Annotated in this window: 14 protein-coding genes; 9 read left to right on the top strand and 5 right to left on the bottom strand. The window is 72.2% G+C overall.

Annotation, left to right across the window (positions count from 1 at the left end; translation table 11 throughout):
- Window positions 1-38: 38 nt before the first annotated feature.
- Complete coding sequence (locus J3A75_RS24125) at window positions 39-1,457, bottom strand: TAXI family TRAP transporter solute-binding subunit (protein ID WP_012320480.1); 1,419 nt, start codon at window positions 1,455-1,457, stop codon at window positions 39-41.
- Between the two features lie 224 nt (window positions 1,458-1,681).
- On the opposite strand from J3A75_RS24125, the gene J3A75_RS24120 reads away from it, so the two are divergent.
- The 8 genes from J3A75_RS24120 to J3A75_RS24085 all read left to right on the top strand — a co-directional run bounded on the left by J3A75_RS24120 (window position 1,682) and on the right by J3A75_RS24085 (window position 12,124).
- The gene (locus J3A75_RS24120) at window positions 1,682-2,218 is read left to right on the top strand and encodes a regulatory protein RecX (protein ID WP_107645307.1); all 537 of its coding nucleotides are present in this window, start codon (window positions 1,682-1,684) and stop codon (window positions 2,216-2,218) included.
- Window positions 2,219-2,294: 76 nt separating this feature from the next.
- Complete coding sequence (locus tag J3A75_RS24115; RefSeq protein WP_012320478.1) at window positions 2,295-3,506, top strand: putative DNA modification/repair radical SAM protein; 1,212 nt, start codon at window positions 2,295-2,297, stop codon at window positions 3,504-3,506.
- Complete coding sequence (locus J3A75_RS24110) at window positions 3,506-4,987, top strand: UdgX family uracil-DNA binding protein (RefSeq protein ID WP_199825801.1); 1,482 nt, start codon at window positions 3,506-3,508, stop codon at window positions 4,985-4,987. Before J3A75_RS24115 ends, J3A75_RS24110 begins: the two co-directional genes overlap by 1 nt.
- A gap of 60 nt (window positions 4,988-5,047) precedes the next feature.
- Window positions 5,048-5,344, top strand: a complete 297-nt coding sequence (locus J3A75_RS24105) for a nucleotidyltransferase family protein (protein WP_012320476.1) — start codon at window positions 5,048-5,050, stop codon at window positions 5,342-5,344.
- Window positions 5,325-5,684 carry a DUF86 domain-containing protein gene (locus J3A75_RS24100; RefSeq protein WP_024829257.1) on the top strand — a complete coding sequence of 120 codons (360 nt, stop codon included), beginning with the start codon at window positions 5,325-5,327 and terminating at the stop codon, window positions 5,682-5,684. Before J3A75_RS24105 ends, J3A75_RS24100 begins: the two co-directional genes overlap by 20 nt.
- Before the next feature lie 22 nt (window positions 5,685-5,706).
- A complete protein-coding gene (gene polA / locus J3A75_RS24095; protein WP_070999964.1) occupies window positions 5,707-8,877 on the top strand; it encodes a DNA polymerase I in 3,171 nt (1,056 codons plus the stop codon).
- A 132-nt stretch (window positions 8,878-9,009) separates the two neighbouring features.
- A complete protein-coding gene (locus J3A75_RS24090) occupies window positions 9,010-11,097 on the top strand; it encodes a hybrid sensor histidine kinase/response regulator (RefSeq protein WP_029360496.1) in 2,088 nt (695 codons plus the stop codon).
- 55 nt (window positions 11,098-11,152) lie between these two features.
- Complete coding sequence (locus J3A75_RS24085) at window positions 11,153-12,124, top strand: NADPH:quinone oxidoreductase family protein (RefSeq protein ID WP_029360495.1); 972 nt, start codon at window positions 11,153-11,155, stop codon at window positions 12,122-12,124.
- Window positions 12,125-12,190: 66 nt separating this feature from the next.
- Here J3A75_RS24085 and J3A75_RS24080 read toward each other — a convergent pair whose 3' ends face one another.
- Window positions 12,191-12,391 carry a hypothetical protein gene (locus J3A75_RS24080; protein ID WP_209650969.1) on the bottom strand — a complete coding sequence of 67 codons (201 nt, stop codon included), beginning with the start codon at window positions 12,389-12,391 and terminating at the stop codon, window positions 12,191-12,193.
- Here J3A75_RS24080 and J3A75_RS24075 point away from each other — a divergent pair.
- Window positions 12,309-13,991 (top strand): methyl-accepting chemotaxis protein, encoded by a 1,683-nt coding sequence (locus J3A75_RS24075; protein ID WP_024829261.1) that lies wholly within the window; start codon window positions 12,309-12,311, stop codon window positions 13,989-13,991. The two genes, J3A75_RS24080 and J3A75_RS24075, sit on opposite strands and share 83 nt — an antisense overlap.
- Before the next feature lie 56 nt (window positions 13,992-14,047).
- Here the strand turns inward: J3A75_RS24075 and J3A75_RS24070 are convergent, their stop codons facing one another.
- The 3 genes from J3A75_RS24070 to J3A75_RS24060 all read right to left on the bottom strand — a co-directional run bounded on the left by J3A75_RS24070 (window position 14,048) and on the right by J3A75_RS24060 (window position 17,151).
- Window positions 14,048-15,061, bottom strand: a complete 1,014-nt coding sequence (locus J3A75_RS24070; RefSeq protein ID WP_012320470.1) for an adenosine kinase — start codon at window positions 15,059-15,061, stop codon at window positions 14,048-14,050.
- Between the two features lie 52 nt (window positions 15,062-15,113).
- Entirely contained in the window at window positions 15,114-15,665 is a 552-nt protein-coding gene (locus J3A75_RS24065; protein WP_245295811.1) for a Uma2 family endonuclease, read from the bottom strand.
- Window positions 15,666-15,741: 76 nt separating this feature from the next.
- On the bottom strand, window positions 15,742-17,151 hold the full coding sequence (locus J3A75_RS24060) for an MFS transporter (RefSeq protein ID WP_209650790.1): 1,410 nt from the start codon (window positions 17,149-17,151) through the stop codon (window positions 15,742-15,744).
- Window positions 17,152-17,197: the final 46 nt, after the last annotated feature.

The following is a 17,197-nucleotide window of genomic DNA, read 5'->3' as shown; positions in this document are numbered from 1 at the left end:
ATGATATCCCTACGCCGCCAGCCATGCGGCGCCCGCCGCTATTCCGCGGCCGGCAGGTCGAGGGCGAGCAGCCGCGCCGTGCGGTTGCGGGTCGCGGCCCGGGGCTCGGTCTCGCTCGTCTGACGCCGCGCGTCGGCGATGGCCGCGTGCACGCCGTCGACCGCCAGGATCAGGGCGCTGACCGTCCGCGCGTCGATGCTGCGCTCGCGGGCGTAGCAGACGACGTCGGCCACCAGCCCGTCGGTCTCGATCGCGATCGCGTCGAGTTCGGCGGCGCTGGTCGCCGCGCGCACTTCGCGCATGATGTCGAGCAGCCGGTCGAGGACGAAATCGACGCGCTCCCGGCGCTTGCGGGCGAGGCGCTGGCCGATCCAGGCGAAGCCGGAGCCGATCGTGCCGCCGAAGAAGGCGAACAGGTAGATGTAGTCCTCGTAGCGGTCGAGGAAGGTCTGCTGCTCGCGCTCGAAATAGTCGACGGCGCCGGGGTGGTTCGGCAGGCGGGCCGAGGTCGCCGCCACCGTCGTGTCGAAGTCCGGCGCCTTCATCAGCTTGGCCACCGGCGCGGTCGAGGCGAGCCGCGAGCGCCACTCGAACAGGTGCTGCGTCGCCGAGGCGACCGCGACGCGGCTGACCGTGCCCCGGGCCATCAGCCGATAGGAGGCGCCGACGGTCTTGATCTCCTCGTCGGGCCGCTTCGGACGGCCGCCGAAGGTGCCGGCCGGGATCGTCACCGATTGCAGCTCGGGGAAGCGCTGCAGGATCGCGTCGCCGTCAGGGATCGAGACGAACCCGACCTTCCGGTCCGGCGAGCCCAGCTCGACGGCGCGGACCACCGCGGCGGCCGGTTTGGAGGCCGGGCTCGCGATCACCGCCACGGCGTCGACGCGCTTCTCGGCGAGCGCGGCCGTGACGTCGCCGACCTTCAGGGGCACCACGACCACGTGACCGGGCTCCGCCTCGGCGGCGTGGCCGGCCTCCGCCGCGTCCTCGCCCGCGCTGTCCGGCACGAGGTCGTAGAAGGAGAGCAGGTTCGTGAGGAACGACAGGTCGGCGCTGTGGCGGACCACGATGCCGAGCCGCTTGCGCGCCAGGGCGGGCACGTCGTCGATATCGGCCGCCTCGGGCGCCGCGATGACCAGGGCCTCGTCGTGCAGGATCGCCAGGGTCAGCCCGTTCTCGGGCAGGAACACGTCCGGCCGCACCACCGCGAGGTCGGCCTTGTTCCGCTGCAGCGCGAGGGCGCTGTCGCGCACGTCGCCGTAGCGCACCACCTTGAGCCGGACATCCTCCCGGGCCCGGTCGAGGGCGCCGGCGTAGGCCTCGATCAGCGCGGCCTCGGGCCCGTCCTGCGGGCCCACCGCCACCGTGAGGGTGTTCGGGCGTGACAGGTAGACGATCGCGGCGGCGGCCGCGGCGAGCCCCAGGGCCACGAGGACCAGGAGCCACTCGCGCCGCATCAGAATAGCCGCCGCGCCGTGCAGCCGCCGGTGCCATCGGCCCTGCGGAGTGCCGGGCGAAGAACGGTGGTTCGGGCCATGGCCGAGCCTGTCGCGTTGCGCGCGTTCCATACCCGAGTCATGGAACGCAAACCTGTCGAGATCGTGAAGAACCGGTGAAATCTCCATTCGTTGCAGGATCTGCGCCAGAACGTCGCGACCGGGAGATCAAGCCGCCCGGCCCCGTGAGCCCGGCCTGGCTCGAGCGGGCGGCGCTCCACTACCTAGAGCGCTACAGCGCCTCGACCGAGATGCTGCGCCGGACGCTCGCGCGCCGCGTGCAGAAGCGGGCGCGGGCCCGGGGCGAGGATCCCGAACGCTTCGCCGAACTCGTGACGGCGACCGTGGCGCGGGCGGTGTCGGCCGGCCTCGTGGACGACGCGCGCTTCGCCGATACCCGCCTCGCCACCCTGCGCCGCCGCGGCACGTCGAGCCGCGGCGTCTCGGCCAAGCTCGCCGCCAAGGGGGTCCCGCGCGACGTCGTCGAGGCCGCCATGCTGGCGGAGCGCGACGCCCTGCCGGTCGGGGAGGCGGACGCGGTCGAGGAGCAAGCCGCGCAGGCCTACGCCAAGCGGCGACGCCTCGGCCCGTATCGCCGCCCGGATCAGCGGGCGGCGCACCGCGACCGGGACCTCGCCGCCCTGGCCCGGGCCGGCTTCGCCTACGGCCTCGCCCGCCGGGTGGTCGACCGGGAGACCGAAGAACCCGACGCGCCTGCGTGACGGGTGCGGCATCGCGGCCCGGGGCGAGGGCCGCGCCGGCCTTGCACCTTCCGCCGCGTTGTTCATTGTCTGTTCGATGGACGAGACCCTGGCCAAGAAGCTGCGCATCCTCGCGGACGCGGCCAAGTACGACGCCTCCTGCGCCTCCTCGGCCGCGCCGAAGCGGGCGGCCGGCAAGGACGGGCTCGGGTCGACCACCGGCGCCGGGATCTGCCACGCCTACACGCCGGACGGACGGTGCGTCTCGCTCCTCAAGATCCTGCTGACCAACTGGTGCCTGTTCGACTGCGCCTACTGCGTGAACCGGCGCTCCTCGAACGTGCGGCGGGCGAAGTTCACCGTGGAGGAGGTCGTGAACCTCACCCTGAACTTCTACCGGCGCAACTACATCGAGGGCCTGTTCCTCTCCTCCGGCATCATCAAGTCGCCGGATCACACGATGGAACTCCTGACCCGCGTGGCGAAGTCGCTGCGGCGCGACCACGGCTTCGCCGGCTACATCCACCTCAAGTCGATCCCGGAGGCGAGCCCCTGGCTGATCGAGGAGGCCGGCCTCTACGCCGACCGCCTCTCGATCAACGTCGAGCTGCCGACCGAGGCGAGCCTGGAGCGGCTCGCGCCCGAGAAGGACGGCGCCGCGATCCAGGGGGCGATGGCGCAGATCGGCGAGCGCATCGTGCAGGCCAAGGCGGAGAAGCGCCGCTTCTCGCCGGCCGGCCACTCGACGCAGGTGATCGTCGGGGCGGATGCCACCACCGACGAGGCGCTGATCCGCAAGAGCGCGCTCCTCTACGGCAGCGTCGGCCTGAAGCGGGTCTACTACTCCGCCTTCAGCCCGATCCCGGACGGGTCCGCGATCCTGCCGCCGAAGCCGCCGCCGCTGCAGCGCGAGCACCGCCTGTACCAGGCCGACTGGCTGCTCCGGTACTACGAGTTCACCCCCGACGAGGTGGCCGACGCCTCCGAGGGCGGGATGCTGGCCCTCGACATCGACCCGAAGCTCGCCTGGGCGCTCAAGCACCGGGACAAGTTCCCCGTGGACGTGAACCGCGCCGACCGGGAATGGCTGCTGCGGGTGCCGGGGCTCGGGGCGCGGGCGGTCGACAAGATCATCCGGGCGCGCCGCCACGCGACCTTGCGCCTCGACGACGTCGCCCGGCTGACCTCCGGATTGAAGCGGGCGCGGCCGTTCCTCGTGGCCGCCGATCATCGCCCCGTCGCGCTCACGGACCGGCTCGACCTCCGGGCGCGGCTGGTCGAGCCCGCGGCGCAGCTGAGCCTGTTCTGATGGGGGCGGGGCACGCGCCGCGTCCCTCGCCCCGCGGTGACGGGGCGGATCCACGGTCGCCGCGCGCCGTCACGCTGCGCCCCGGCGCCGATCTCGACGGTTTCCGCAAGGCCGTCCGGAGCCTCGTCGCGCAGGGCGTCGCGCCCGGAGCCGTGACGTGGTCGGTGACGGACTCGCCCGGCCTGTTCAGCGGCGACGGGGAGCCGGCCGCCGGAGCGCCGCTCGTCCTGCCGAAGGCCGTCGCCAGCCTGATCCCGCAGGTGATCCCTCACCGCGATCCGGAGCGCTACGGCCTGCTCTACGCGCTGGTCTGGCGGGTCTGCCGCGGCGAGCGGCACCTGATGGAGGTCGGCAGCGACCCGCTGGTCCACCGTCTGCACCGGATGGCGAAGGCGATCGGGCGCGACCTCCACAAGATGCACGCCTTCCTGCGCTTCCGCCGGGCGGAGGGACCGGACGGCGAACGCTACGTCGCGTGGTTCGAGCCGGACCACCACATCCTCGAGGCGGCGGCGCCGTTCTTCGTGAATCGCTTCCGCGGGATGCGCTGGTCGATCCTGACCCCCGACGGATCCGCCCACTGGGACACCGAGACCCTGACCTTCGGGCCGGCCGGGGACCGCGCGCAGCTCCCCGAGGGCGACGGCTTCGAGGCGGGTTGGCAGACCTACTACGAGAGCACGTTCAACCCGGCCCGCACCAACCTGAAGGCCATGCGGGCGGAGATGCCCAAGAAGTACTGGCACAACATGCCCGAGACGGCCGCGATCCCCGCCCTGGTCCGGGCGGCGGCCGGGCGCACCGTAGCCATGATCGAGAGGGAGCCGACCTTGCCCACACGCCGCGAACCCGCCCGGGCCGTCGCCGCCATGGCCGACCAGGATCCGAAGACCCTGGAGGAGCTGAACGCGATCATCCGCCGGACCGAGCCGCTGGTCCCCGGCGCCACCCAGGCCGTGCTCGGCGAGGGCCCGGTCGGCGCAACGGTGGCCTTCGTGGGCGAGCAGCCCGGCGACCAGGAGGACCGGCAGGGCCGCCCCTTCGTCGGGCCCGCCGGCCAGCTGCTCTCCCGCGCCATGGCCGAGGCCGGGATCGACCGGGGCGCGAGCTACCTGACGAACGCGGTCAAGCACTTCAAGTTCGAGGAGCGCGGCAAGCGCCGCATCCACCAGAAGCCGACCGCCGGCGAGGTCAGCCACTATCGGTGGTGGCTCGACCGGGAACTCGAATTCGTCGGCCCGAAGCTCGTGGTGGCGCTCGGCGCGACCGCCGTCCTGGCGCTGACCGGCAAGGCGATCCCGATCACGCGGGCGCGCGGCCCGTTCCGCTTCGACCGGCACGACAACCGCTTCCAGGGCTTCATCACGGTCCACCCCTCCTACCTGCTCCGGCTGCCGGACGAGGCGAAGGCGGAGGCCTACGCGGCCTTCGTGGACGACCTGCGCCGGGTGGAGGCGCTCGGGCGCGAGCTCGCGGCCTGATCCACCGCTGCCGCGGTTCTGCTATGCTGGCGGCCGCCGATTCCCTCCGGTCCCGCCGCCATGGACAAGCTCGCCGCCCTCGACATCCTGCGCGCCAACGAGGCGGAACTGCGCCGCCGCGGCGTGCTGCACGCGGCCTTGTTCGGTTCGGTTGCCCGGGGGGAGGCGCGGGCCGACAGCGATCTCGACGTGATGATCGAGATCGATGTGTCGGTCGTGGGCGGTCTCTTCGGCTATGTCGGTCTGTGCCACTTCATCGATGATCTCTTTCCGATCCGGGTCGACGTCGCGGATCGGGCGGCCCTGAAGGATCGGGTTCGCACGCACGCGGAGCGCGATGCCGTTTCCGCCTTCTGAACGCGAGCGGGCCGCCTGCGCCGACATGATCGCCAACGCGGAGCGCGTCGCGCGCTTCGTGGCGGGATTCACGCTCGAGACGTTCGAGGCAGACGAGCGCACCCACTTCGCGGTCGTGCGCTGCCTGGAGATCATCTCGGAGGCGAGCCGCCGATTGAGCGCCGAGACGAGAGCCCGATATCCCGACGTGCCGTGGCGTCAGATCGCGGATGCGGGGAACGTCTATCGCCACAGCTATCATCGGGTGACGCTGGACATCGTCTGGCTCACCGTCCACCACGAGTTGCCCGTTCTCGTCGCGGCCTGCCGCGCCGAGCTGGACCGCGCGCCCGACTCCTGATCGCCCCGAGCCGCCTGAGCCCATGACCGACTCGAAGCCCGACGCGAAGCCCGACTCGAGCCCCGAGACCAAGCCCGTCGGACCCGGCGATCAGGTGATCCTGGTCGACGGCTCGTCCTTCATCTTCCGGGCCTATTTCCAGTCGATCAACCAGGACCAGAAGTACAACTCGCGCCCCTCCGACGGGCTGCCCACCGGCGCCGTGCGGCTGTTCTGCACCAAGATCGCGCAGTTCCTGCAGGACGGGGCCGCCGGCACGATGCCGACCCATCTCGGCATCGTCTTCGACAAGTCCGAGGGCTCGTTCCGCAAGGAGATGTTCCCCGACTACAAGGGCCACCGCCCGGACGCGCCCGACGATCTGAAGCGGCAGATGCCGCTGATGCGCGACGCGGTGCGCGCCTTCGGCCTGCACGCCGTGGAGCTGGAGCGCTACGAGGCCGACGACCTCATCGCCACCTACACCCGCCAGGCCGAGGCGCGGGGCGCGGGCGTCATCATCGTCTCGTCCGACAAGGACCTGATGCAGCTCGTCGGGCCGCAGGTCCGGTTCTACGACTTCGAGTCGGGCGCCAAGGGCAAGCCCGGCTACCGGCCCGAGCGCAACCTCGACGTCGAGGCGATCGTCGCCAAGTGGGAGGGCCTGCAGCCGAACCAGATCGGCGACGCGCTGGCGCTCATCGGCGACACCTCCGACAACGTGCCGGGCGTGCCCGGCATCGGCCTGAAGACGGCCGCGGCGCTGATCAAGGAGTTCGGCAGCCTGGAGGCCCTGCTGGAGCGGGCGGGCGAGATCAAGCAGCCCAAGCGGCGGGAGACGCTGCTCGCCAACGTCGATCAGGCCAAGCTGTCGCGCAGGCTCGTGGCGCTGATGGAGGACGTGCCCGTCCCGGTGCCGCTGGACGATCTCGGCGTGCCCCAGCCCAATCCCGAGAAGCTGGTCGGCTTCCTCAAGGCGATGGAGTTCAACACGCTGACGCGCCGCATCGCCCAGATGCTGCACGTCGACCCCGAGGCGGTGAAGCCCGACCCGCGGCTCCTGCCGGGCGCCCGGCCGCACGGCTACGGCAACGCGGCCGGCGGCAGCGACGCGGTGCCGTTCTTCGGCGATTCCGTGCCGCCGGATCCCGAGACCGCGGCGGCGGGGGCCGAGCGGCCGCCGGGCGCCGCCCCGCCGGAAGGCGGCGAGATCGATCCCTTCGCCGATCTCGACCTGCCGGACGCCCCCGCCAAGCCCCGGGCGCCCGTCGAGGCGACCCCCGGCAACGTGGTGGCGGCCCGGGCCGCGGAATCCGTGGCGCCGTTCGACACCGCCGCCTACGAGACGGTCTCATCGCTGGAGCAGCTCGACGCCTGGATCGCCGAGGCCGAGGAGGCCGGCGTGATCGCGGTCGACACCGAGACCGACTCGCTCGATGCCCACAGGGCCGGCCTCGTCGGCGTCTCGCTGGCGGTCGCCACCGGCCGGGCCTGCTACATCCCGCTCGCCCACGTCCAGGCCGCCAAGGTGCAGGCGGACGCCACCGACCTGTTCGGCGAGGGCGCCGCGCCGTCCGACGTGGTTGAGCCGGTGCCGGGCCAGATCCCCCTGAAGGAGGCCGTCGCCCGGCTGAAGCCGCTCCTCGAGAACCCGGGGGTCCTGAAGGTCGGCCAGAACCTCAAGTACGACTGGGTGGTGCTCGCCCGCTACGGCATCGAGGTCGCGCCGTTCGACGACACGATGCTGATCTCGTACGTGCTCGACGCCGGCAAGGGCGGGCACGGCATGGACGAGCTGGCCCGCCGGCATCTCGGCCACCAGCCGATCACCTTCTCGGACGTGGCCGGCACCGGCCGCAACAAGGTGACCTTCGACCGGGTCGCGATCGACAAGGCCACGGCCTACGCGGCCGAGGACGCCGACGTCACCCTGCGCCTGTGGCGGATGATGAAGCCGCGCCTCGTGGCCGAGCACCGGGTCGCCGTCTACGAGACCCTGGAGCGGCCCCTGCTGCCGGTGATCGCCCGGATGGAGCAGCGCGGCATCCGCGTCGACCGGGAGATGCTGAGCCGCCTGTCCGGGGATTTCTCGCAGATCCTCGTCCGCCTGGAGGAGGAGATCCAGGAGGATGCCGGGGAGAAATTCTCGGTCGGCTCGCCGAAGCAGATCGGCGACATCCTGTTCGGGAAGATGGGTCTGCCGGGGGCCAAGAAGACGCCGTCGGGCCAGTGGGCCACGCCCGCGACCCTGCTGGAGGAGCTGGCCCAGGCCGGGCATCCCCTACCCAAAAAAATACTGGAGTGGCGGCAGCTGTCGAAGCTGAAATCCACCTACACGGACGCGCTCCAGGCCCACGCCGACCGCGAGACGGCGCGGGTCCACACCTCGTTCTCGCTGGCGGCCACCACCACGGGGCGGCTGTCCTCCTCCGAGCCGAACCTGCAGAACATCCCGATCCGCACCGAGGAGGGGCGGCGCATCCGCCGCGCCTTCGTGGCGGCGCCCGGCAACCGGCTGATCTCGGCCGACTACTCGCAGATCGAGCTGCGGCTGCTCGCCCACATGGCCGACATCCCGGAACTCCGGAAGGCGTTCGAGGACGGGATCGACATCCACGCGGCGACCGCCTCGGCGATGTTCGGCGTGCCGCTCAAGGAGATGACCCCCGACCTGCGGCGCCGGGCGAAGACCATCAACTTCGGCATCATCTACGGCATCTCGGCCTTCGGCCTCGCCGACCGGCTCGGCATCGGCCGCGAGGAGGCCTCGGCGTTCATCAAGCAGTATTTCGAGCAGTTCCCGGGCATCCGGGACTACATCGAGACCACCAAGAAGGGCTGCCGCGACAAGGGCTACGTCACCACCCTGTTCGGCCGGGTGTGCCACTACCCGCAGATCCGCTCCAACAACCCCTCCGAGCGGGCCAGCGTCGAGCGGCAGGCGATCAACGCGCCGATCCAGGGCTCGGCCGCCGACATCATCCGCCGGGCCATGACGCGGATGGAGGCGGCGCTCGCCGCCAAGAAGCTGAACGCCCGCATGCTGCTGCAGGTGCACGACGAGCTGGTCTTCGAGGTCGCCGAGGACGAGGTGGAGCGGACGATCCCGATCATCCGCGGCGTCATGGAAGAGGCGCCGGCGCCGGCCCTGACGCTGAAGGTGCCGCTCGTGGTCGAGGCCAACGCGGCGGGCAACTGGCAGGAGGCGCATTGACGGGTCGGGTCGGATCGAGGCCGAGCCGGTGGCGCTCTGAACCGACGTCGCTGAACCGCGACCGGGCATCCTGGACAGGCCGCCGAAGACCGTCATACGCCGTACGCCCATGACCTGCACCGTTCAGAGCCCGTGACCGACTCCCTCGCCTTCCTCTCCGGCGGCGGCGAGGCCGCGCGGATGATCCGCGCGCGCGACTGGTCGGGTCATCCCCTGGGGCTTCCGGAGACGTGGCCGGCGGAGTTCCGCGCGGCCCTGTCGCTCGTCCTCAACTCCCCGGAATCGATGATCCTGGCCTGGGGGCCCGACCTCCACTTCTTCTTCAACGACACCTACTTCCCGCTCCTCGGCCCGCGGTTGCCCTGGGCGATGGGCGAGCGGTTCGACGTGGTCTGGGCGGATGCCTGGGATCAGGCCAGGCCGATCATCGACGCCGCGATGGCGGGCCGTCCGGAGCGCTTCGTCGACCTGCCGTGGCAGCTCGACACCGATCGGGGCGCCCGCGAGACGTGGTGGACCTTCTCGTACTCGCGGGTTCTCGATGCCGACGGCCGGGTCACCGGCCTGTTCATCCTCACCAACGAGACCACCGGCCGGGTCCGGGCGGACGCCGCCCTCAAGGAGAGCCAGGGGCGGCTCGAGGCGGCGCTGGCGGAGCTGCGCGATCTGAACGCCACCTTGGCGCAGCAGGTCGAGGAGCGCACGGCCGACCGCAACGCCCTGTGGACGCTCTCGTCCGACATGATGCTGCGCTGCCTGTTCGACGGGACGATCACCGCGGTGAACCCGGCCTGGACCGAGGTGCTGGGCTGGCGCCCGGACGAGCTGGTCGGAACGAAGCTCATCGCCCTCGTCCATCCGGACGATCTCGACCGCACCGTCGCGGGCGCGGGCCAGCTCTCCGCGGGGTCGAGCCTCGCGCGCTTCGACAACCGCTACCGCCACCGGGACGGCGGCTATCGCTGGATCAGCTGGGCGGCCCGGCCGGGGGAGGGGATCATCAACGCCGTCGGCCGCGATTTCACCGCGGAGCGCGAGCGCGCCGACGCCCTGGCCGCGGCCGAGGAGGCCCTGCGGCAGTCGCAGAAGATGGAGGCCGTCGGCCAGCTGACCGGCGGCATCGCCCACGACTTCAACAACCTGCTCGCCGGCATCTCCGGCTCGCTGGAGCTGATCCAGACCCGCCTCGGCCAGGGCCGCGTCATGGATGTGGACCGCTACATCAACGCGGCGCAGGGGGCCTCGAAGCGGGCCGCGGCGCTGACCCACCGGCTCCTCGCCTTCTCGCGGCGCCAGACCCTCGACCCGAAGCCCACCGACGTGAACCGGCTGGTGGCCGGCATGGAGGAGCTGATCCGGCGCACCGTGGGCCCCGCCGTAATGGTCGAGGTCGTGGCGCCGCCCGGCCTCTGGCCGGCCCTGGTCGACCCGCCGCAGCTCGAGAACGCGCTCCTCAACCTGTGCATCAACGCCCGGGACGCGATGCCCGAGGGGGGGCGCATCACGATCGAGACCGCCAATGCCTGGCTCGACGAGCGCGCCGCCCGGCGCCACGACATGCCGCCCGGCCAGTACCTCTCCCTCTGCGTCACCGACACCGGCATCGGCATGTCGCCCGAGATCGTCGGCAAGGTGTTCGAGCCGTTCTTCACCACGAAGCCCCTGGGGCAGGGCACCGGCCTCGGCCTGTCGATGATCTACGGCTTCGCGCAGCAATCGGGCGGCCAGGTGCGGATCCACTCCGAGGTCGGCAAGGGCACCACGGTCTGCCTGTACCTGCCCCGCCATCGCGGCGCGGTCGCCGAGGAGGACGCGCACGCCGCCGTCGGCGCGCCGCCGCGGGCCGCGCCGGGCGAGACCGTGCTGGTGGTCGACGACGAGCCGACCGTCCGCATGCTGGTCACCGAGGTGCTGGAGGATCTCGGCTACACGGCAATCGAGGCCGCCGACAGCGCGGCCGGCCTCAAGGTGCTGCAATCCGACGTGCGCATCGACCTGCTGGTGTCCGATGTCGGACTGCCGGGCGGCATGAACGGGCGCCAGATGGCCGAGGCCGGCCGGGTCACGCGCCCGGGCCTCAAGGTCCTGTTCGTCACCGGCTACGCCGAGAGCGCGGTCTTCGGCAACGGGCCGCTCGATGCCGGGATGCAGGTCATCACCAAGCCGTTCGTGGTGGAGGTGCTGGGCGCCCGCATCCGCGAGATGATCGGAACGGCTTGACCGCGCGGCCGGTTCGGGCCTGATCGGCCGGGAATTGCCGGGGAGGAGAGACGCCATGCGGGCGCTGCTGTGCACGAGGCTCGACGGGCCGGAGCATCTGGAGATCGTCGAGCGCCCCGACCCGGTGCCGGGTCCCGGGCAGGCGCTGGTGCGGATGCGGCTCGCGGCGCTGAACTTCTTCGACACGCTGATCACCGCCGGGCGCTACCAGGTGAAGCCGGCCCTGCCGTTCTCGCCGGGCGGCGAGGGGGTCGGCGTGGTCGAGGCGCTGGGTGAGGGGGCCTCGGGCGTGTCCGTGGGCGACCGGGTGATCGTCCATGCCGGGCACGGCTGCTGCGCGGAGCTGATCGCCCTCGACGCCGCCCGGCTCACCCCGGTGCCGGACGCCGTGCCGGACGCGCAGGCGGCCGGGCTCACCATCACCTACGGCACCTCGCTCCACGCCCTGGCGAACCGCGCCCGCCTGCAGCCCGGCGAGTGGCTGGCGGTCCTCGGCGCGTCCGGGGGCGTCGGCCTCGCCGCCGTCGAGCTCGGCCGGCTGATGGGCGCCCGGGTGATCGCCTGCGCCTCCTCGGAGGAGAAGCTCGCGGTCGCCCGCGCCCACGGCGCCGAGGCGGGCGTGGTCTACGACCCCGCGACGCTCAAGGACGAGCTGCGCCGGATCTCGGGCGGCGGGATCGACGTGGTCTACGACGCGGTCGGCGACGCCTACGCGGAGCCGGCCCTGCGGGCGCTCGGCTGGCGCGGACGCTTCCTCGTGATCGGCTTCGCCGCCGGCGCCATCCCGCGGCTGCCGCTGAACCTGATGCTCCTCAAGGAACTCGACGTGCAGGGCGTCCACTGGGGCGCCTTCCTGGATCGCGAGCCCGAGGCCCACCGGGCCGATCAGCGCCGCCTCCTCGGCTGGGTCGCCGAGGGCGAGCTCACCGCGCAGGTCCACGGCGTCTACCCGCTGGCGGAGTACCCGGAGGCCTTCGGCCTCCTGACCCGCCGGGCGGCCGTGGGCAAGGTTCTCCTGCGGCCCTGATCGGGCCGCGGCCGCCCTCGACCGGGTCGGCCCTCGACCCGCCGCACGGCCTCGGCGGGCGGCGAGTCATGCGTTCCGCGCTGATCTGCGGCGCGGGCCGTCTCCGAAGTAGAGGTTGCGGAAAAATCTGTCCTTCATCTTCATGGGTCCCGATGAGACGACGTCGTCCTCCGCGGTGCCCGAGATGAACTTGCGCAGAAGTGTCGTATCGAAGCTGATGCTGCCCTCGTTGATCGGCTTTTTGCTGTTCATCGCGAGCTCGACCATTGGCCTGATGCAGATACAGGCCATCAACGCCGCCGCCGTGGAGACCCGCGACGTCTGGGTGCGCAAGGACAACGATCTCCACACGATTCGATTCCTGATGCTGCGGTACCACACGACGACGATCCGCAAGGTGGTCGCCACCGACGACGGTGAGAACCGGGACCTCGATGCCGAGTTCGTCGAGATGGATCGGACCATCCCCGAGGCCTTCCGGAGCTATCGCGCGCGCGCGACGACGCCCCGGGAGCGCGCGCTCTGGGACGCGTTCGAGGGGCGGTGGAAGGTCTATCGCGTTGCCCAGGAGGCGATCCTCGCGCCACTCAGGCGCGGCGACCGGAACGCGGCCCGCGACGCCATCGCGCCGGCCCGCCCGCCGCTGGTGGCCGCCTTCGACGCCCTGGCGGATCTGGCCCAGGTCGCTGCGGAGGGCACGAACGTCTCGGTCCGGCGCTCCGAGGACGCGTTCCGGACGGCGTGGTCCGTCACCATCGCGCTCTCGGTGATCGGAGCGGCGATGACCGGCGCGGCGGTCTGGTGGGTCTGGCACCGGGTCGCCCGCCCGATCCGGTCGCTGGCCGAGATCATGGGCCGGCTCGCGGCCGACGACCTCGACGTGGCCGTCAACGGTTCCGAGCGAGGGGACGAGATCGGCGTCATGGCGGCGTCCGTCCGGGTCTTCAAGGACGGCCTGATCCGCGCGCGGGCCCTCGAGCACGAAGCCGCGCAGGCCCGCGCCGCGGCCGAGGCGCGGCGGCGGAGCGGCGTGCAGGAGATCGCCGACGCCTTCGAGGGCACGGTCGGCGGCATCATCGGCACGGTCTCGGCCGCCGTCGCCGCGCTGCAGGACACGGCCTCGGCCATGAGCGAGGCGGCCGGCGACACCGCCGATCGCTCCGGCCGGGTGGCGAGCGCGGCCGAACTCGCGGCCAGCACCGTCAACGTCGCGGCGGCGGCGGCGGAGGAACTCGGCGCCTCCGTCCAGGAGATCAGCCGCCAGGTCGCGGGTTCGACGGCGCTGACGCAGTCGGCGGTCGCGGACGCGGCGGCGACCGCGCACTTGGTTCAGGATCTGAACGGGGCGGCGGTCCAGATCGGCCACGTCGTGGGCCTGATCTCGAGCATCGCCGAGCAGACGAACCTCCTGGCGCTGAACGCCACGATCGAGGCGGCGCGGGCGGGCGACGCCGGCCGCGGCTTCGCCGTCGTGGCCGCGGAGGTGAAGGACCTGGCCGGCCAGACCGCGCGGGCGACCGACGAGATCGGCGCCCACGTCGCCCGGATCCAGGCCTCCACCGGCGACGCCGTCTCGGCGATCGGGCGCATCGGCGGCCGGGTCCAGGAACTCAGCGCGGTGGCGACGCGGATCGCCAGCGCCGTGGAGCAGCAGGGCGCGGCGACGCAGGAGATCGTCCGCAACGTCTCCCAGGCCGCCCAGGGGGCGGCCGACGTCACCGGCACCATCGCGGGCGTCGCCGACGCGGCCAAGGGGACCGGCGCGGCGGCCGACCAGGTTCTCACGGCAGCCTCGGAGCTGTCGCTCCGGTCCGGGCATCTCAGGGACGAGGTGACGCGCTTCCTCGCGACCGTCCGCGCGGCCTGAGCGCGCGGGATCGGCGCGGACGCGGACCTCTCCGGCCGCGCGCCCGGCGCGCCGGCTCAGAGGAGCCCGCGCGCCTTGGCCAGGCCGATCAGGTCCGCCTGCGGGCGGGCGCCGATGTGCTGGATGACCTCGGCGGCCGCGAGCGTGCCCAGGCGGGCGCTGGCGACGTTGTCCAGCCCGCGGGCGTGGCCGGCCAGGAAGCCGGCGGCGAACAGGTCGCCCGCGCCGGTCGTGTCGACCACCGTCTGGACCGGGCTCGCCTCGACGGCCCGGACCTCGCCACCCTGCACCACCAGGGCGCCGTCGGCCGAGCGCGTGACCAGGCCGAGCAGGTGGCGGCCGCGGGCGTTGCGCTCGTCGCGCAGGGCCGCGACGGCGGCCTCGGGATCCTCGGTCTCGTAGAGGCTCTGCAGCTCGGCCATGTTGGCGAACAGGATGTCGATGCTGCCGTCCCGCACGAGGCCGAGGAACTCGTCGCGGTAGCGGCCCACGCAGAACGCGTCCGAGAGGGTCAGCGCGACGGCGTTGCCCGCCTGATGGGCGAGCTGCGCGGCCTTGCGGAACGCGTCCTTGGCGGCCGGCGGATCCCAGAGATAGCCCTCGAGATAGACGACGCGGGCCGAGCTCACGAGCGTCTTGTCGACATCGTCGGGCGACAGGCCCTGGCAGGCGCCGAGATAGGTGCTCATCGTGCGCTCGCCGTCCGGCGTCACGAGCACGAAGCACCGGGCGGTGGCCGGACCCTCGGCGGCGGCCGGGACGGTGAAGTCGACGCCGGTCGCCTTGAGGTCGTGGCTGAACAGGCCGCCGAGCTCGTCGTTCCGGACCTTGCCGACGAAGCCGGTCCTGGCCCCGAGGAGCGCCGCGCCGACCGCGGTGTTGGCGCCCGAGCCGCCCGACACGATCGTCGCCGGTCCCATCGCCTGGAACAGCGCCTCGGCCCGCGGCTCGTCGATGAGCTGCATCGCGCCCTTGGTGACGCCCTGCGCCGCCAGGAAGGCGTCGTCCGTGCGGGCGATCACGTCGACGATCGCGTTGCCGAGCACGAGGAGATCGAGGGGTGCAGTCATCCGGGCGTCCTGATTCGCGTTCGCGCCGCTGTGGCATCCGCCTCGGATCGGATCAAGCGCCGTCGTCGGCGGGCGCGAGGTCGGCGAACAGCTCGGGCACGGGCAGGCGCAGGCCGGGCGGCGTCAGGTCCAGCGTCTCCCGGGTCGCGATGCGGGTCTCGATCAGGCCGCCCTGCGCGCGGCGGTGATGGATGACGTGGCGCTTCACCGGATCCACGATCAGATAGTGGATGACGCTCTCCAGACCGAAGTAGCGGGTCAGTTTCAGGCCCGAGTCCACCGCGCGTGCGCCCGGCGACTGAGCCTCGACGACGATGACGGGATCGGTGATCTCGGTCGCATCGGGGTCAGCGCGCATCCCGCAGTAAACGAGGGCGTCGGGCTCGAAGACCGTATCCCGACCGACGCGAACGCTGATGCCATCCGGCAGCGCGTAGCAGGCGCTCCCCGCCTGCTTCAGTGCCGACCGGAGCGCCAGATAGGTGGCCGCCTTGACCTCGGCATGCCGAACGCGCTCCGGCGACATCGCGAACACCTCGCCGTCGACCAGCTCGAAGCGTCCCGGCTGCCCCTCGGCCCAGGCGAGAAACTCGTCGACCGTCATCCGGGATCTCGGCTGAGCGACCATGCCCGAGGCCAGCACGGATTCGGCCTGCCGGGAGCCGTGCTCCTCACGCGCCTCACCCCGCGATCTTCTCCAGCGCGACGTCCCGCGTCCGGGGACCCAGCAGCCCGACGAGCAGGCCCGCGGCCAGCATCGCCGCCGAGATGAACAGGAACACGCCCGGCGTCCCGGCCTCCCGCAGCACGAACGCGATGACGAAGCCGGTGAAGATCGCCGAGAAGCGGCTCCAGGAATAGACGAAGCCGACCGCCCGGGCGCGGATGCCCGTGGGTAACAGCTCGGCCTGATAGGCGTGGAAGCTGTACGACATCACGTTCGAGGCCAGCGTCAGGCCGATGCCGAGCGCCACGATGACGGCGACGTCCCGCGTCTGCGCGAAGGCCAGGCCGCAGGCGATGTAGAGGAGGGCGGCGGCCACGATGACGTGCTTGCGCTCGAACCGGTCGGCGATGGCGAGGCCGATCAGGGGCCCGACCGGGGCGGCGAGCGCGATCAGGGCCGTGTAGGCGAGGCTCGACGTCACCGTGATGCCCTGGGCCACCAGGAGGGTCGGCACCCAGTTGGCGAAGCCGTAGAAGCCCACCGTCTGGAAGACGTTGAACCCCGCCATCATCAGGGCCCGGCGCCGGTAGGGCTGGACCCAGAGATCGCGGAACGCGCCGCGCGGCTGCACCGGCTCCGGCGCGGCCGGTGCGGGAAGCGGGCCGCCGGTCTCGGCCGCGATCCGCGCCTCCAGCTGCCGCAGGACCGCCTCGGCCTCCGCCAGACGGCCGTGCTCGACGAGCCAGCGCGGGCTCTCCGGCAGGCCCGCCCGCATCCACCAGACCACGATCGCCGCCGAGGCGCCGATCAGCACGACCCAGCGCCACCCGTCGATGCCGAGGGGCGCCGCCGGGATCAGCAGGTAGGACAGGAACGCCACGACCGGCACGGCGGTGAAGCCGATGCCCTGGCACAGGGCGAAGGCCCGGCCGCGGATCGCCTTCGGCACCAGCTCGGAGAGGTAGCTGCCGATCGTCACCATCTCCAGGCCGAGGCCGATCCCGGCGATCAGGCGCCAGAGATTGAGGCCGAAGGCGTCGCTCTGGCAGGCCATCACCACGTTGGCGGCGGTGTAGGACAAGAGCGACCACGTGAAGATCGCCCGCCGGCCGAACCGGTCGGCGAGCCAGCCGCAGGCGAGGGTGCCGATGAACAGGCCGGTGAACAGGGCGGCGACGAAGCTCGCGACGCCGCTGGCACCGAACAGGCCCGGGGTCGTCGGCGTCAGGATCCCGGCCTTGACGAGGCCCGGCGCGACGTAGCCGGTGAAGAGCAGGTCGTAGAGCTCGAAGAAGAAGCCGAGCCCGAGCAGCACCACGAGGCGCCAGACCGTCGGCGTCGCCGGAAGCCGGTCGAGACGGGCCAGGATGGCGCCGGGATCGAGACCTTCATCGGCAGCCCGGACCGCCGTACGCGTCGCCATGCCGATAAACCTCGTCTCGGCGCCGCGGCGCCCCGCCGGCGCAGTG

The organism is Methylobacterium sp. PvP105 (assembly GCF_017876975.1).
In the GTDB taxonomy this organism is placed as follows: domain Bacteria; phylum Pseudomonadota; class Alphaproteobacteria; order Rhizobiales; family Beijerinckiaceae; genus Methylobacterium; species Methylobacterium radiotolerans.
This window is presented reverse-complemented; position numbering and strand designations above follow the sequence as displayed.

What these genes read in the sequence shown, in the direction of transcription:
- J3A75_RS24085 (WP_029360495.1), top strand. Translation starts at nt 11,153, where the DNA reads ATGCGGGCGCTGCTGTGCACGAGGCTCGACGGGCCGGAGCATCTGGAG.
- J3A75_RS24115 (WP_012320478.1), top strand. Translation starts at nt 2,295, where the DNA reads ATGGACGAGACCCTGGCCAAGAAGCTGCGCATCCTCGCGGACGCGGCC.
- J3A75_RS24125 (WP_012320480.1), bottom strand. Translation starts at nt 1,457, where the DNA reads ATGCGGCGCGAGTGGCTCCTGGTCCTCGTGGCCCTGGGGCTCGCCGCG.
- J3A75_RS24105 (WP_012320476.1), top strand. Translation starts at nt 5,048, where the DNA reads ATGGACAAGCTCGCCGCCCTCGACATCCTGCGCGCCAACGAGGCGGAA.
- polA (WP_070999964.1), top strand. Translation starts at nt 5,707, where the DNA reads ATGACCGACTCGAAGCCCGACGCGAAGCCCGACTCGAGCCCCGAGACC.
- J3A75_RS24075 (WP_024829261.1), top strand. Translation starts at nt 12,309, where the DNA reads ATGAACTTGCGCAGAAGTGTCGTATCGAAGCTGATGCTGCCCTCGTTG.
- J3A75_RS24070 (WP_012320470.1), bottom strand. Translation starts at nt 15,061, where the DNA reads ATGACTGCACCCCTCGATCTCCTCGTGCTCGGCAACGCGATCGTCGAC.
- J3A75_RS24065 (WP_245295811.1), bottom strand. Translation starts at nt 15,665, where the DNA reads ATGACGGTCGACGAGTTTCTCGCCTGGGCCGAGGGGCAGCCGGGACGC.
- J3A75_RS24080 (WP_209650969.1), bottom strand. Translation starts at nt 12,391, where the DNA reads ATGGTCGAGCTCGCGATGAACAGCAAAAAGCCGATCAACGAGGGCAGC.
- J3A75_RS24100 (WP_024829257.1), top strand. Translation starts at nt 5,325, where the DNA reads ATGCCGTTTCCGCCTTCTGAACGCGAGCGGGCCGCCTGCGCCGACATG.
- J3A75_RS24060 (WP_209650790.1), bottom strand. Translation starts at nt 17,151, where the DNA reads ATGGCGACGCGTACGGCGGTCCGGGCTGCCGATGAAGGTCTCGATCCC.
- J3A75_RS24110 (WP_199825801.1), top strand. Translation starts at nt 3,506, where the DNA reads ATGGGGGCGGGGCACGCGCCGCGTCCCTCGCCCCGCGGTGACGGGGCG.